This window comes from Jannaschia maritima, assembly GCF_030973515.1.
Taxonomy (GTDB): Bacteria; Pseudomonadota; Alphaproteobacteria; order Rhodobacterales; family Rhodobacteraceae; genus Jannaschia; species Jannaschia maritima.
Window position 1 is genome coordinate 98,088 of sequence record NZ_JARGZA010000001.1, and the last position, 14,811, is coordinate 112,898.

Genomic DNA, 14,811 nt, shown 5'->3' on the forward strand with positions numbered 1-14,811 from the left:
CCACGCGGCGCAGGGGATCAACTGTGCCATCGGAAAGGATGTGTTCGTGGTAGGCGTGATTATGGTCAATGGGGTTCGGGCGGGTTCAGTTGGGCGACTTTAGAGTTTTAGATACTCTGGATCGTCTTGAGTGGATCGTTTATCGCGGACGAAACAGTCCCACCGGGACGTCTGGAACCGGTTGGATCGTCCTGCCGACATGCCGGACCGTATCATCCCTGCAGCGGACCCTCGTCCAGACGCCGCCCCGGCTCACCCCAGCTTCGCCCGCACCGCCTCGTTCACCGCCTTGGGGTTCGCCTTGCCGCCGGTGGCCTTCATCACCTGGCCCACGAACCAGCCGGCGAGCTTGGGGTTGGCTTTAGCCTTCTCCACCTGCGCGGGGTTGTCGGCGATGATCCGGTCCAGCGCCGCCTCGATGGCGCCGGTGTCGGTGACCTGGCGCAGCCCTTCGGTTTCCACGACCTCCTCCGGGTCGCGGTCCTGGGTATAGACGATCTCGAACACGTCCTTCGCCGTCTTGCCGCTGATGACGTCGCCCGCGATCAGCTTGACGATGCCCGCGAGGCGGGCGGCCGGGACGGGACTGTCCGCGATGTCCCGATCGTCCTTCTTCAGGCGTCCGAACAGGTCGTTGATGACCCAGTTCGCGGATGCCTTTCCGTTCGCCGAATCGGCGGCCACGGTCTCGAAGTAGGTGGCGGACGTCGTGTCGGCGGTCAGCACGCTGGCGTCATAGTCCGACAGCCCGAACTGTTGCATGAAGCGGTCCTTCTTGTGGTCCGGCAGCTCCGGCAGTCCGGCTGCGATGTCGTCCACCCAAGCCTGCTCGATCTCCAGGGGCAGCAGGTCGGGATCGGGGAAGTAGCGATAGTCGTGCGCCTCTTCCTTGGATCGCATCGACCGCGTCTCTCCGCGGTCGGGATCGTAGAGCCGGGTTTCCTGCACCACCGCGCCGCCGCCTTCGACGATGGCGATCTGGCGCCGCGCCTCCACTTCGATGGCCTGCTGGATAAAGCGTAACGAGTTCATGTTCTTGATCTCGCACCGCGTTCCTAGATGCGCGAAGTCGCCCGTCTCGCGGTAGCGTTCGTATTGGCCCGGGCGGCAGACGCTGACGTTGACGTCGGCCCGCAGGTTCCCGTTCTGCATGTTGCCGTCGCAGGTCCCCAGATAGCGCATGATCTGCCGCAGCTTGGACACGTAGGCGGCCGCTTCCTCGGGGCCGCGGATGTCAGGACGGCTGACGATCTCCATCAAGGCGACGCCGGTGCGGTTCAGGTCCACGAAGGACAAGGCCGGATCCATGTCGTGGATCGACTTCCCCGCATCCTGTTCCAGATGGATCCGCTCGACCCGGACCAGCCGCGCGGTGCCGTCGCCGAGCTCGACCAGAACCTCCCCCTCGCCGACGATGGGGTGGTAGAGCTGGCTGATCTGATAGCCCTGCGGCAGGTCCGGATAGAAGTAGTTCTTCCGGTCGAAGGCCGAACGGAGGTGGATCTCCGCCTTCAGGCCCAGGCCGGTGCGTACCGCCTGGGCCACGCAATGCTCGTTGATGACGGGCAGCATCCCGGGCATGCCGGCGTCCACGAACGCCACGTTGCTGTTGGGCTCCGCGCCGAAGCGGGTGGAGGCGCCGCTGAACAGCTTGGCCCGGCTGCTGATCTGGGCGTGCACCTCCATCCCGATGACCAGCTCCCAGTCGTCGCGTTCGCCCGCGATCACGCGGGGCTTCGGGGCGGGCTTCGTTTGATCGAGCATGGCGCGGGCTCCGGTCGGGCGGGACGGTTCGAACGCCCCGCCGTCTATGCCCGCCGCCCCCTCGGGGCAAGCCGGCCGGGGCGGCGCGAGGTTCGGCAGGATCCTGCGCATCCCGGCCGCCCCAGCGCCCCCCGGGGTGGGACTCACCGCATGCCCGATGTTAGGCCCCGACCCGGTTCCAGGGGGAGCCGGGACTTTCGTGCGCTGGGGGACTTCGGAATGAACGCAACGACCACGGCGACGCGCTGGACGGGCGCGCTGGCGATGCTGGCCTGCGCCGCGTTTCCCCATGCGGCGTCGGCGGATGCGTCCGCTTCGCTGGCCCTGGACACGACGCTGAGCACGCAGAACGCCGTGCGGTTCCCCGACCTGGGCGCAAGCGCGCCCCGCGAATCGGCCCGCCCGCCGGCGCGCCCCGCGGTCGCGACGAACGACCTGCCGGACCTGCGGTGGGACCACGTCGACGGCTCCGCCCGTTGGACCAAGGCCGCGATGCGCGCGCTCGAACGGCACGGGCAGGACCTGGTCGGCACCGTCCCCGACGACATCCAGGCCTGGTGCCCGGCCTATGCCGAAGCCGACGAATGGCAGCGCAAGTCGTTCTGGGCGGGCCTGCTGTCGGCCCTGGCCAAGCACGAGAGCACGTATCGCCCCGCGGCCGTCGGCGGCGGCGGGCTGTGGTACGGACTGGTCCAGATCCTGCCCGCCACGGCGCGGGGTTATGGATGCCAGGCCCGCACGGGGCAGGCGTTGAAGGACGGGGCCCTCAACATGTCGTGCGCCGTCCGGATCCTGAACGTGACGGTGCCGCGCGACAATGTCGTCAGCCGCGGCATGCGCGGCGTCGCCGCCGATTGGGGACCGTTCCACTCCTCCCGCAAGCGGGAGGACATGCGCGACTGGATCAGCGCCCAGCCGTTCTGCGACGCGATGCAGACCTCCGCCCGCCCGCCCATGCGTCCCGGCACCGGGATCCCCGTGGCCGGCGATGGCGACCTCGTCCCCCTGTTCGTGTCCTGGGAACTCGACAAGACCATCCTTCTGCGAGCGAACGCCTGGGGCGGCGTGCTGGACAGCTGAACCGGCCCGCCGGCCGCGGACGCGTGCCGTGGCCTATCCCAGCGCCAGCAACCACAGGCTGACGGTGAAGACCGACGCCACCGTGCCGATCAGCACGGTGGACGCCGCGATGCGCACCGCGCGCCCGTTCATCGCCGCGAACAGATAGCTGTTCACCCCCGGTGCCATCGCCGCCGTCGTCACCGCCGCACGGAACGCCCCGTCCTCCACCCCCAGGGCGCGGCCCATCCCCCAGGTCCACGCGGGGTGGATCAGCAGCGCCAACCCCGCGCAGAGCGCGATGCCCCGCCAGTCCCCTTCGGGGCGGTACTGCGTCAGGACACCGCCCAGGCCGAACAGGGCGGCGGGCAGGGCGGCCTGCGCGACCAGCCCCACCGGCTCCATCACGATGGCGGGGACGGGCAGGCCGGTCACGTTGACCGCCAGCCCCAGCGCCACGCCGATCATCAGCCCGTTGCGCGCCAGCTTCGACAGGACGGACCAGGCCCCGCCCAGGATCCCCGACCCTTCGGCGCGCACCGCCTCCATCGCGACGCTTCCGCAGACATAGCAGAACCCCGCATGCAGCGCGACGATCGCATAGTTCGGGCCCAGGCTGTCCGTGCCGAACGCCCGTTCGCTGATCGGCAGGCCCAGCAGCACCGTGTTCGCGAACATGGCGGCGAAGCCCACCGCGATCGCGTCCTCCGCCCCCCGCCGCAACCAAAACAGCGTCCCCAGGATGCCGCCGGCGAACACCACCAGCGAGCCGGAATAGTACGCCGTCAACAGCCGCCACTGGAAGTTCGCCCCGATGTCGATCCGAGCGATGGCGACGAACAGCAGACAGGGGATGGCGAAGCGCTGCGTGAACACCATCAGCCCGTCCACGTGCCCCTGCGTGAAGGCCCCCAGCCGCACGGCGAGGTAGCCCGCCCCGATCAGCAGGAAGACGGGGATCGTGACGGCCAGGACATCCAGCATCAGGCGGCGGGGGCGGGCAGCTCGATCGTCATCCCGTCATGGGCCGGGACGTGGTCCGCGGGCAGCTCGGCGGCAAGGGTACGGTAGTCCAGGTCGACATGGAGGTTCGTCAGCACCGCGCGTCTGGGCCGGACGCGCCGGATCCAGTCCAGGGCGTCGTCCAGACTGAAATGCGACGGATGCGGCCGTCGACGCAACGCGTCCAGGACCCAGACGTCCAGGCCGGCCAGGTCGTCCAGCGCCGCGTCGGGGATGGCGCTGACGTCGGGCATGTAGCACAGGCCCCCGATGCGGACCCCCAGGGCCGCGATGTTGCCGTGGATCACGGGGATCGGCTTGACCAGAATCCGCCCGCCCGGCCCGTCTATGCCCACCACGCCGTCCAGTTCGTGCCGGTTCAGGATGGGGGGATAGTCCGACCCGGGCGGGGTGCGGAACGCATACTCGAACCGGGTCGACAGGGCGGCGAAGGTCGGCTCGTCCGCCCAGACGTCCAACAGCCGCCGGGTGTTGAAGACGATCATGCGAAGGTCGTCCAAACCATGGACGTGATCGGCATGGGCATGCGTCCAGACCACCCCGTCCAACACGCCCACGCCGGCCTCCAGCAACTGCTCGCGCATGTCGGGCGAGGTGTCGATCAGGACCCGCGTGACCCCGTCCCCCGCGATCCGTTCCACCAGCATCGAACAGCGGCGGCGGCGGTTGCGCGGCTCCCCGGGGTCGCAGTCGCCCCATTGCCCGCCCAGCCGCGGCACCCCGCCGGAGGAACCGCAGCCCAGGATCGTGAAACGCAAGGTCGCCATGATGCCGTCATGGAGCCGGGCGAGGGACGCCGCAAGGCCTCACGCGGCGGCCTTCGCGAACAGCCGCGCGAAGTTGGCCTCCGTGGCGGCGGCGAAGTCCGGCAAGGACAGGCCGAACGCCTCGGCACCCGCCGCCGCCGTGTGCGCCACGAACGCCGGCTCGTTGCGTTTGCCGCGATGGGGCGGGGGGGTCAGGTACGGGCTGTCCGTTTCGACCAGGATCCGATCGAGCGGTGCGTCCGCGAAGATCGCGCGCAGGTCTTCGCTGCGGGGAAAGGCGGCGATGCCCGACATGGACAGGTAGAAGCCCAGGTCCAACGCCGCCTCCGCCAGGGCCCGACCGGAGCTGAAGCAATGCATGACGCAATCGTAAGGGCTTGCGCGGTGTTCTTCGGTCAGGATGCGTGCCATGTCCTCGTCCGCGTCGCGCGCGTGGACGATCAGCGGCAGGCCCGTCCGCCGCGCCGCTTCGATATGCACCCGCAGGCTGGCCTGCTGCGCCGCCGCGCTGTCGGCCGTGTAGTGGTAGTCGAGGCCAGTTTCGCCGATGCCGACCATCTTGGGGTGGGCGGCCAGCGCGACCAGATCCGCCACCGTGGCGGGCGGATGGTCGGCCACCGACATCGGGTGCACGCCCGCCGCCCACCAGATCGGATCGTGTGCGTCCGCCAGGGCGCGGACCCGGGGGGCCTGGTGCAGCTTGGTGCAGATCGTCACCATCCGATGAACTCCGGCCGCCTCGGCGCGATCGATCAGGGCAGGGACCTCGCCCTCGAATTGCGGGAAGTCCAAGTGGCAATGGCTGTCGGTCAGGCGCAGATCGGTCATGCGCGCGGGCCTAGACGGACGCGGCGTGCCCGTCCAGCGCGACCAGCACGTCCCATAGGATCGCGGAAGGGTCCACGTTCACCGCCTGCGCGTGCGCGGCCCGGTCCAGCGCGACCTGCACGACATCGATCAACGCTTGCGCCGCGGCCAGGTCGGGGGCCAGGCGGCGCAGGGCGTCGGGTTCCTGCGCCGTGATCGGCTCCGACGGGCCCAGGACCGCGGCACGGGCGGCGCGGTGCGCCAGGCGGCGGACCATGTCGAGGGCCACGTCCAGCTTGCCCGCATTCGCCCGTCCGGTCATGCCGTCCGCCAGCGTCCGGGCCGCGCCGCGGTCCATCATCGGACCGCCCAGGCATCGCACCAGCGAGACGTAGGTCGACGCCCCCCCTTCCGCGATCGACAGGGCCGCCCCGACCGATCCTTCCGCCAGGTGCAGCACCGCGGGCGTGACGTCCGCCCCGGCCTGCCGCAAGGCCGCGCGCATGGCGTCCTCGTCCAGGGGATGCAGCGCCAGCGAACGGCACCGCGACCGGATGGTGGGCAGGATCGCCGCCGGTCTGTGGGCGACCAGGAGGATCGTCGCGCCCTCCGGCGGCTCCTCCAGCAGCTTCAGGATCGCGTTCGCCGCGTTGCGGTTCAGGTCGTCGGCCGCGTCCACGATCACGACGCGGCGCCCCCCGGCGGACAATGCGAAGAACCCGTTCAGGCGGCGTGCCTCCTCCACCGTGATCTCCGTGCGCAGACGGCCGGCCTTGTCGTCCCAGGGGCGGCGCAGCAGCAGCAGGCCGGCATGGGACAGCGCCCCCAGACGCCGCAGGGCGGGGTGGCCGGGGGCGGGGTCCAGGTCGTCCGCCCGCGCGGGCGGGTCGGTCACAAGGAACCGCGCCATGCGCCAGGCCAGCGTCGCCTTTCCCACGCCGCGCGGTCCGGTCAGCATCCAGCCATGCGGCATGCGCCCGCCGTTCCAAGCCGCCAGCACCGCGGCCTCCGCCGCGTCCTGTCCGAACAGGCGCGGGGTGTGCCGGGGATGGGGGGCGTCGCCCTGCCGGTCGGGCTCGGGCCGCTCCGTCGCGTCCGTCATGGCAGCGCGTTCCACACGCGCGCATGGACGGCGTCCGGATCGCCCGTCCCGTCGATCAGCCGGATGCGGTCGGGCGCCTCGCGCGCCAGGTCGTGGAACCCGGAATGGAGCCGGCGCTGGAAGTCCAGGCCGAACCCCTCGAACCGCGCCTCCGAACCGACGCGGGCGTTCGCGCGCGCAAGCCCCTCCTCCGGCGGCAGATCGATCACGAAGGTCCGGTCCGGCTCCAACCCGATGGCCAGGTCGTGCAGCGCGTCCACGAAGCGGCGCAGCGCGCCCCGGGTCGCGCCCTGGTACAGCCGGGTCGAGTCGGCGAAGCGGTCGCATACAACCGTGGCACCGCGTGCCAAGGCCGGGCGGATCGTGCGCGCGACGTGGTCGTGGCGCGCGGCGGTGAACAGCAGCGCCTCCGTATCCGGCAGCCAACGGTCCGGGGGCCCGTTCAGCACCAGCGCGCGGATGTCCTCGCCCCCGGCGGACCCCCCGGGCTCCCGCGTCAGGACGACGTCCCGGCCCCGCGCGCGCAGCGCGTCGGCCAGCAACCGCGCCTGCGTCGACTTGCCGGAGCCGTCGATCCCCTCGAAGCTGATGAACATGGACGCGCCCCTAGCAGGCGGAGGGGTGCCGCGTCACCCGTCGCCCTGGAAGCGCGCCATCGCCTCGCCCAGGACCTGCCCGGCGACCGCCATCCCCGTCACCTGGATCCGCCGCAGGGGGCCCGCGCGGGGCACGTCCGTCGCGGTCACCAGCGCGACCTGCCGCGGCTCCATGCCCGGATGGGCCAGGGTCAGGGTCGCGACCTGGGTGCCCGCGGCGACCGGCGCCTCCAAGGGGCCGTCATAGGCGATGACCCCCTCGATGGGTTGGCGCCCCGCCACGGGCAGCAGCACGGTCAGGGGACCCTCGGTCACCAACGCGACGGTCGGACGCTCGCCCATGAAGACCTCCGCCTCCATGACGGGGCTCGCGGCGTCGTCCAGGACCGTGGCCTCGGCGAACTGCCGGAAGGCCCAGTTGACGATCCGCTCCGACTCCTCGGCCCGCTGGGCTTCGGTATCCATGCCGGACAAGACGAAGGTAACGCGCCGGTCGCCCTGCACGGCGCTGCCGACCAGACCGTATCCCGCCTCCATCGTGTGGCCCGTCTTCAGGCCGTCCGCGCCGATGCCCAGATCCAGCAGGGGATTGCGGTTGAACCGGTTGGCCGGCGAGCGTCCGTCGAAGGCGAACTCCTGCTCGGCGAACATCGGATAGTATTCGGGGAAGGCCGTGATCAGCCGCTCCGCCAGGATCGCCAAATCCTCCATCGACATGACGTGCCCCGCCTCGGGCCAGCCGCTGGCGTTGCGGAACACGCTGTTCTCCATGCCCAGCTCGCGCGCGCGCCGGGTCATCAACTCGGCGAAGCCGTCCTCCGTGCCGTCGGGGGACAGGGCCTCCGCCAGCACGACCGTCGCGTCGTTGCCCGACAGGACGATGACGCCGCGGATCAGATCCTCGACCGTGACCCGGTCGCGGGGGTCCAGGAACATCGTCGACCCGCCATAGCTGGCCGCATGCGCCGACACGGGCAGCACGGTGTCCATCGACAGGCGCCCGTCCTCCAGGGCCTCGAACGCCATGTTCAGCGTCATCAGCTTCGACATCGACGCGGGCGGCAGGGGAACCTGCGCGTTCTTCGACAGAAGCACCTGGCTCGTGTTGTGATCCACCACGATGGCGCTGCCGGCCTGCGTCGCGAACTCCTGCGCGGAAGCCCCGGCGGCCAGCGCGACGGCCAAGGCGGCTGCAATGATCGGTCGTGTCATGGCGTGCGTCCCCATCCTGCTTGGCGTCCCCGCGGGCGATATAGGACCTCAACCGCCGACGGGGTAGGCGTCCTTGAACCCGAGATCCACGGCCCGCTGCAGCGTCGCCTCGCGCTCCGCGTTCGTGGCGGCGGGGCCGATCAGCACGCGCCAGAACGGCTTGCCGCTGCTGGTGCCCTGGCGGACGTCCGGCGTCAGGCCCGCCTGGCGGAACGCCTCCGCCGTGTTCCCGGCATTCGCCTGGACGCTGAAGATGCCCACCTGGACGAAGGGTTTGGCCAGGGACGCGGCGGGGGCCTGGGACGGCGCATCGACCGCCGCGGCGATGCGCGTTTCGAAGGACGCGTCGGGCCCATCCGCCGGCGGCGCGTCGAGCGACGTGGCCACGATGTCGGCCATCGGCGCGGCTGTCGGATCGTCGCCATCCGCGATCGCGGGCAACTCGACCGCCGGAACCTCCCGCTCGCGCAGGGCGACGGCGCTGATCGCCGTGGGCCGCCCGGCGGCGATCCCCAGCGCCTTTGCCGCATCCGACGACAATTGCAGGGCGGGGCCCGGATTCGCGGCCTCGCGCTTGAACAGTGCGCCGATCACCACCTTGCCGTTGTCGCGGTTGCGGATGACGATCCGCTCCGGGCTGGTGACGCCGGGGGCGGCCAGCCACACGCCGCCCAGCGACGGGCGGCCGTCCCACAGCGCGTCGTCCTCGGCGGCGAAGACCTCCGGCGCCTCGACGTCGCGCTCCACCATCGCCGCGTCCGCCGCGCTGTCCCCGCGGGTGGCCTGCGCAGTGCCGGGCAGCTTGGGCATCGCCCCGCACCCCGCCAGCGCCGTGCCCGCCAGCAATGCCAACGCCCATCGCACGGATAGGCCGTGCCCCTTGCCGGATCGGATCATGCCTGTCGTCCCGTTCTGCCTGCTCGGGCGGCGGCCCGTTGATCGGACCTTTCCGCAGGGCAAAGCGTAGCGGGACGGGAACGCGGTGGGAAGCGCCGATTGCGGATCGCCCGCGTTATGTGTCGGATCCTATGGTTTCCAGGATACGGGGGATCTTGGATTTCAGCTTGAAGAAGCCCGCCGTGGTCCAGGGCCAGGCGGCGGCGTCCCAGTCTCGCAACGGTCGCATCAGGGGGACGTCGATCGCGCGTTCGACGGCGTCCAGCCTGTCGCGCAGGTATCCCACGGGCGCATAGGGGGCGACCACCTGCTCCAACGCATTCTCCGCGACCCAGGCCGCGATGGCGTCCACGTCGCCCGTAGGCCCGCGCATCGGGTACGTCTCGGACCATCGCGCGGCCGCGTCCTCCGCCAGCGCCGTCGTGAACTCGACGACGGCGCGCGACACCGCGAACGGGGACCGCGCATCCGGTGCGATCAAGACCGCGCCCGCCACGGGCTGCAGGCCGCGGTTGCGCAGATAGGCGGGGTGGAGGTCGTCCTCGTGCAGCAACAGGCCGGTGCGCAGGGTCCGGTCCCACGCGACGTCGTCCGGCACGTCGACGGGCGCCCCGTGGGCCGGCACGTCGGGCGGCACGGGCTCGCCCCCCAATCGACGTCCCAAATCCTCCGGGTCGTACCGCCCGCCCGTGAACTTCGCGATGTTCGACGCCCGCGCGCGATAGGTCTTGCCGATCGTATGCCGTCCGCCGACCCAACGCCAGGACAGGGTGTTCGACGCCGGGTCCCCGTCCAGCAGATGGCGCAGGAAGAAGTCCGCCCCCAGCACCCAAGGCAGCTCCAACGTGTGCATCCAAACGGAGGCGAACCACATCCGCGCATGGTTGTGCATGTACCCCGTCTCGACCACCTCCCGCGCCCAGGCGTCGAAGGGCGCGATCCCCGTCCGCCCGTGGCAGGCATCCTCGAACGCTCGCCGCAGGCCCGCCTCCGTGGCGAGGCGGTTCCGCGCCTGCTTCAACTCCGCCTGGTATTGCAGCCAGATCGATGGCCGCCGTTCCAGCCAGCCCTTGAAATAGGTCCGCCAGCACACCTCCTGGATGAACTTTTCCGCGCTCGACGGGGCGTATCGTTCCAGCACGGCGGCGCAGACCTCGGCCTCCGTCACAGCGCGATGGCGCAGCCAGGGCGACAGGACGCTGACATGGGGGTGCCCCGGCAGGTCATGGTTGCGCTTCGCCGCGTAATCGCGTCCGGCCCGCGGCACGAACGCTGCCAGCCGGTCCAGGCCCGCCTGACGGGTCGCGGGGAAGTCGCGGGGCGCAGCGCCGGGATCCGCGCGCAGGTCGTCGGGAATGTCCTTCATGTGGGGGAGGGTAGGGCATGAGCGCGGACGGGCGAGGGCACGGCCCGCCGTCAGGAGGCCGGCATCCGCAACGTCGCGCGCATACCTTCCGCGGCCCAATCCTGGCGCAGGTCCGCCCGGATGGATCGAAGGACGCCCGTGGTGATCCGCGACCCCGTTCCGCTGCGCGACGGCCGGACGACGGCAGGCCCGCCCCGTTCGGTCCAGCGCAGGACGATGGTGTCGTCCTCCTGCGTCCATTCGACCGACACCGACCCCGCCGGCAGGCTGAACGCGCCGTACTTCAGCGCGTTCGTCGCCAGCTCGTGCAGGATCAGCCCGATCGGCGTCACCGCCTCGCGCGGGATGCCCACCAACTCGCCGCTCAGCACGATGCGCTTCGAATTGGCCGTCCGGTACGGTTCCAAGATGGTCGAGACCAGTTCGTGCAGGTCCGACCGCTCCCCCCGGTCGCGGCCTTCCGCGATCGAGATGCGGTGCGCCCGGTCGAGCGAGCGCAGCCGCCCCTCCATCTTCTCCACCACCGTCGCGACGTCTGTCTCGTTGCGCGCGGTCGCGCGCAGGATCGATCCGATCACCGCGAACAGGTTGCCGGTCCGATGCTGCAACTCGTCGGCGACCTGGACTTGCAGGGCGGAGCGCTCGCGCTCGTGCACGACGTCGGTGATGTCCCACTGCGATCCATAATAGTGGGTCAGCGCGCCGCCCTCGTCAAAGACCGGGCCGACATGCAGGGCGTTCCAGAACGTCGTACCGTCGCTGCGGTAGTTCAGGATCTCCACGACCCGGACCTCACGCGCGGCGATCGCGTCGCGGATCGCGTCCACGGCCTCGGATGCCGTGTCGGGACCTTGCAGGAACCGACAGTTCCGACCGATCACCTGACCCAGATCGTACCCCGTCAACTCGACGAAGGCACGGTTGGCATAGATGATGGGCGTGTCGTCCTGGAACGGATCCGTCAGGGTGATCGCCATGCGCGTCTGCTGCAACGATTGCTCGTACAAGGTCGCCGGATCGATCCCCAGGGCGCGGATGCGATCGTTGTCGCTGCTGTCGTAGGCGGCCGGGTTCAGTTCCAAGCCTTCCTGGGGAGTACCCGTCCGAATGTCGGTCATGTCGTCCTTCACGATCGCTCCGCCCCGGTTCGCTCCGGCGCGTCCAAGACCCGCCCCCCTGTCCGACCCCCACCGGCGCAGGCCTGCGCGAACTCATGCCCGCGCGCCATTCCGGATCCTATGCAATGGCGTTGCACGGGTCCAGCAGGATGGTCCCGCCGGATCAGCGGCATCGGGACGCCCCGGTGAACCGCATCGGCGCCCGCCCGCCCGATGGGCATGCCGCGGGCGGGGGGCACTTGAATGCATACCTGCCCCTCCCACCTGTTCCGACAGACGACCGGGGCCGTGCGACATGCGCGGCAGGCGTTCACCGGGGCCGCGTCCATCATGGTCGTCCTTCAACTGCTCCTGGGGTTTGCCCTGCTCGTCGCGGGGGGCGAGGCGCTGGTCCGCGGCGCCGTGGGCCTGGCCGAACGCCTCCGCGTGTCGCCATTGGTTATCGGGCTCACGATCGTGGGCTTCGGAACCTCCGCGCCGGAACTCGTGACCAGCCTCCAGGCCGCGCTCGCGGGTGCCCCCGGCATCGCCGTGGGCAACGTGGTCGGGTCGAACATCGCGAACGTCGCGCTGATTCTGGGTCTGACGGCGCTCATCGCCCCCCTCGCCGTCGCCCGCGCGGGCTTCGCACGCGACGGCCTTGCTCTGGCGCTCGCGACCGGGGCCTGCGTGGCGGTCGTTTTGGGTGGCGCGTTGAATCGCTGGATGGGCGCGCTCCTGGTGGCGGGGCTCGCGGCCTATGTCGCGGTCGCCTACCGCGCCGAACGGGACACGGCCCCGGCGGAGGAAGGGCCGACCACGCCCGCCGTCCGTCCGTGGCGCGCCGCCGCCCTGACGGCTGCCGGGATCGCCACCGTGATCCTCGGCGCGCGCGTGGCGGTCGATGCCGCGATCGAGCTGGCCGCCCTCTGGGGCCTGTCCCAGGCGGTGGTGGGGTTGACCGTGGTGGCCGTGGGCACGTCGCTGCCCGAATTGGTGACGTCGGTGGTGGCCGCGTCGCGGCGCCAGCCCGGCTTGGCCTTCGGCAACGTCGTCGGGTCGAACATCTGCAATGTCGGGGGCATCCTTGGCCTCACCGCCCTGATCGCGCCGATCGACGTGCCCGACCGCATCGCCACCCTGGACGTCTGGGTGATGGCCGGGGTGGCGGCGGGTCTGATCGCGCTGGTGATCTCGCGCCAGCGGATCGGCCGGATCGCGGGCGGACTATTCCTGGCGGGTTATGCCGCCTACACCGCCTGGCTCGTCGCCGGCACATGATCGATCGGAGCGTACGATGACCCGACCCCCGTTCCCCATACTGGTCCTGGCGATGCTGCTGCCGGGACCCGCCGCCGCGCAGGGCGAGATGAAGCGGCTGGGCGATTGCGCCGCCTGCGTGATCGAGAACGCACGCCATGCGGGCGCGCAGCTCACCGCGGTCGATCTGACACGCGGGACGTTGCGCGACGTGGACCTGACGGGCGCGAACCTGTCGCTGGCGCGCCTGGACGGGGCGGTGCTGGAACGCGTCCGCCTGGACGGCGCGGATCTCGGCGGCGCCAGCCTGGTGGGCGCCCGCCTGGTGGACGTGACCCTGACCGGGGCGGACCTGTCGGGCGCGGTGCTGGAAGGGGCCGTCCTGACCCGCACCGACCTGGAAGGCGCACACACCTGCAACACGCAGATGCCAGACGACACCATGGCCAACGGGGGCTGCCGCTGATCGGTCGCGGCGGGGGCGGCACGGACGCCGCCCCGTGACCGTCAGGCGCTGACGGTCTCGCCCGCCTTCTCGGCGTGGATCAGCAGGGGCTTCACCTCGCGGCGGACGGCGTCCTCGTTCACGACGACCTCCTCCACGGTGTCCATCCCGGGCAGGTCGAACATCGTGTCGAGCAGGATGTCCTCCATGATCGATCGCAGGCCGCGGGCGCCGGTCTTGCGCTCGATGGCGCGCGCCGCGATGGCCGTCAGCGCGTCGTCCGTGAAGGTCAGCGTCACGCTCTCCAACTCGAACAGACGCTGGTACTGCTTGACCAGGGCGTTCTTCGGCTCCGTCAGGATCGTGACCAGCGCGTCGGCGTCCAGATCCTCCAGCGTCGCGATGACGGGCAGGCGGCCGACGAATTCGGGGATCAGGCCGAACTTCAAGAGATCCTCGGGCTCCAGCTCCTTGAACTGCTCGCCCACGCCCTTCTCGTCGGGCGCCTTCACGTCGGCGCCGAAGCCCATGGAGGAGCCCTTGCCCCGCTGCGCGATGATCTTGTCCAGGCCCGCGAACGCCCCGCCGCACACGAACAGGATGTTCGTCGTGTCGACCTGCAGGAACTCCTGCTGGGGATGCTTGCGCCCGCCCTGCGGCGGCACGGAGGCGACGGTCCCCTCCATGATCTTCAACAGCGCCTGCTGCACGCCTTCGCCCGACACGTCGCGGGTGATCGACGGGTTGTCCGACTTGCGCGTGATCTTGTCGACCTCGTCGATGTAGACGATGCCCCGCTGGGCGCGCTCGACGTTGTATTCCGACGCCTGCAACAGCTTCAGGATGATGTTCTCGACGTCCTCGCCCACGTAACCAGCTTCGGTCAGCGTGGTCGCGTCCGCCATCGTGAACGGCACGTCCAGGATCCGCGCCAGCGTCTGCGCCAACAGGGTCTTGCCGCAGCCCGTGGGGCCGATCAGCATGATGTTGGACTTCGCCAGCTCGATGTCGGACTTCCCCGCATGGTCCAGGCGCTTGTAATGGTTGTGGACCGCCACGGACAGCACGCGCTTGGCGTGGGCCTGCCCGATCACGTAATCGTCCAGCACGCGGCAGATCTCGCGCGGGGTGGGGGTGCCGTCCGCCGCCTTCAGGCCGGCGGCCTTCGTTTCCTCGCGGATGATGTCCATGCACAATTCGACGCATTCGTCGCAGATGAACACGGTGGGTCCCGCGATCAGCTTGCGCACCTCGTGCTGCGACTTGCCGCAGAAGCTGCAATACAGGGTGTTCTTCGCGTCCCCGCCCTCGTTCTGATTGGCCATGTCCGTGCCTCCTGCCTGCATCCCGCGCGCCGCATGTGCCGCGGGGGGCGGGGTTCCGGGGGCCCGCCCATGCATCCGTGTCGCCGTCTGT

14 protein-coding genes are annotated in these 14,811 nt (G+C 70.5%); 3 read left to right on the plus strand and 11 right to left on the minus strand.

All coding sequences use genetic code 11. The annotated features are described in order from the left end of the window. Window positions 1-252: 252 nt before the first annotated feature. Window positions 253-1,764, minus strand: coding sequence for an Asp-tRNA(Asn)/Glu-tRNA(Gln) amidotransferase subunit GatB (gene gatB / locus P0084_RS00480; RefSeq protein WP_308914834.1), 1,512 nt, complete (start codon window positions 1,762-1,764; stop codon window positions 253-255). Between the two features lie 219 nt (window positions 1,765-1,983). Between gatB and P0084_RS00485 the strand changes: the two genes are divergently transcribed. Then, window positions 1,984-2,844: a transglycosylase SLT domain-containing protein gene (locus P0084_RS00485; protein ID WP_308914835.1), complete on the plus strand. Its 861-nt coding sequence runs from the start codon at window positions 1,984-1,986 to the stop codon at window positions 2,842-2,844. Window positions 2,845-2,877: 33 nt separating this feature from the next. Here the strand turns inward: P0084_RS00485 and P0084_RS00490 are convergent, their stop codons facing one another. The 9 genes from P0084_RS00490 to P0084_RS00530 form a co-directional block, all read right to left on the minus strand. Next, the gene (locus P0084_RS00490; RefSeq protein ID WP_308914836.1) at window positions 2,878-3,807 is read right to left on the minus strand and encodes an AEC family transporter; all 930 of its coding nucleotides are present in this window, start codon (window positions 3,805-3,807) and stop codon (window positions 2,878-2,880) included. After that, window positions 3,807-4,613, minus strand: a complete 807-nt coding sequence (locus P0084_RS00495; RefSeq protein WP_308914837.1) for an MBL fold metallo-hydrolase — start codon at window positions 4,611-4,613, stop codon at window positions 3,807-3,809. Before P0084_RS00495 ends, P0084_RS00490 begins: the two co-directional genes overlap by 1 nt. Window positions 4,614-4,652: 39 nt before the next feature. Then, window positions 4,653-5,441, minus strand: coding sequence for a TatD family hydrolase (locus P0084_RS00500; protein ID WP_308914838.1), 789 nt, complete (start codon window positions 5,439-5,441; stop codon window positions 4,653-4,655). A 10-nt stretch (window positions 5,442-5,451) separates the two neighbouring features. Continuing rightward, window positions 5,452-6,522 carry a DNA polymerase III subunit delta' gene (locus P0084_RS00505; protein ID WP_308914839.1) on the minus strand — a complete coding sequence of 357 codons (1,071 nt, stop codon included), beginning with the start codon at window positions 6,520-6,522 and terminating at the stop codon, window positions 5,452-5,454. Then, the gene (gene tmk / locus P0084_RS00510) at window positions 6,519-7,118 is read right to left on the minus strand and encodes a dTMP kinase (protein ID WP_308914840.1); all 600 of its coding nucleotides are present in this window, start codon (window positions 7,116-7,118) and stop codon (window positions 6,519-6,521) included. Before tmk ends, P0084_RS00505 begins: the two co-directional genes overlap by 4 nt. A 33-nt stretch (window positions 7,119-7,151) precedes the next feature. Continuing rightward, window positions 7,152-8,330 (minus strand): D-alanyl-D-alanine carboxypeptidase family protein, encoded by a 1,179-nt coding sequence (locus tag P0084_RS00515; RefSeq protein ID WP_308914841.1) that lies wholly within the window; start codon window positions 8,328-8,330, stop codon window positions 7,152-7,154. Window positions 8,331-8,378: 48 nt separating this feature from the next. After that, on the minus strand, window positions 8,379-9,227 hold the full coding sequence (locus tag P0084_RS00520) for an SPOR domain-containing protein (protein WP_308914842.1): 849 nt from the start codon (window positions 9,225-9,227) through the stop codon (window positions 8,379-8,381). 115 nt (window positions 9,228-9,342) lie between these two features. Further along, window positions 9,343-10,593 carry an FAD-binding domain-containing protein gene (locus P0084_RS00525; protein ID WP_308914843.1) on the minus strand — a complete coding sequence of 417 codons (1,251 nt, stop codon included), beginning with the start codon at window positions 10,591-10,593 and terminating at the stop codon, window positions 9,343-9,345. 50 nt (window positions 10,594-10,643) lie between these two features. Beyond that, window positions 10,644-11,711 (minus strand): PAS domain-containing protein, encoded by a 1,068-nt coding sequence (locus P0084_RS00530; RefSeq protein WP_308914844.1) that lies wholly within the window; start codon window positions 11,709-11,711, stop codon window positions 10,644-10,646. A gap of 288 nt (window positions 11,712-11,999) precedes the next feature. Between P0084_RS00530 and P0084_RS00535 the strand changes: the two genes are divergently transcribed. Continuing rightward, window positions 12,000-12,971, plus strand: coding sequence for a calcium/sodium antiporter (locus P0084_RS00535; RefSeq protein WP_308914845.1), 972 nt, complete (start codon window positions 12,000-12,002; stop codon window positions 12,969-12,971). A gap of 16 nt (window positions 12,972-12,987) precedes the next feature. After that, entirely contained in the window at window positions 12,988-13,416 is a 429-nt protein-coding gene (locus P0084_RS00540; protein WP_308914846.1) for a pentapeptide repeat-containing protein, read from the plus strand. Between the two features lie 41 nt (window positions 13,417-13,457). Here P0084_RS00540 and clpX read toward each other — a convergent pair whose 3' ends face one another. Further along, the gene (clpX, locus tag P0084_RS00545) at window positions 13,458-14,720 is read right to left on the minus strand and encodes an ATP-dependent Clp protease ATP-binding subunit ClpX (RefSeq protein ID WP_308914847.1); all 1,263 of its coding nucleotides are present in this window, start codon (window positions 14,718-14,720) and stop codon (window positions 13,458-13,460) included. Window positions 14,721-14,811: the final 91 nt, after the last annotated feature.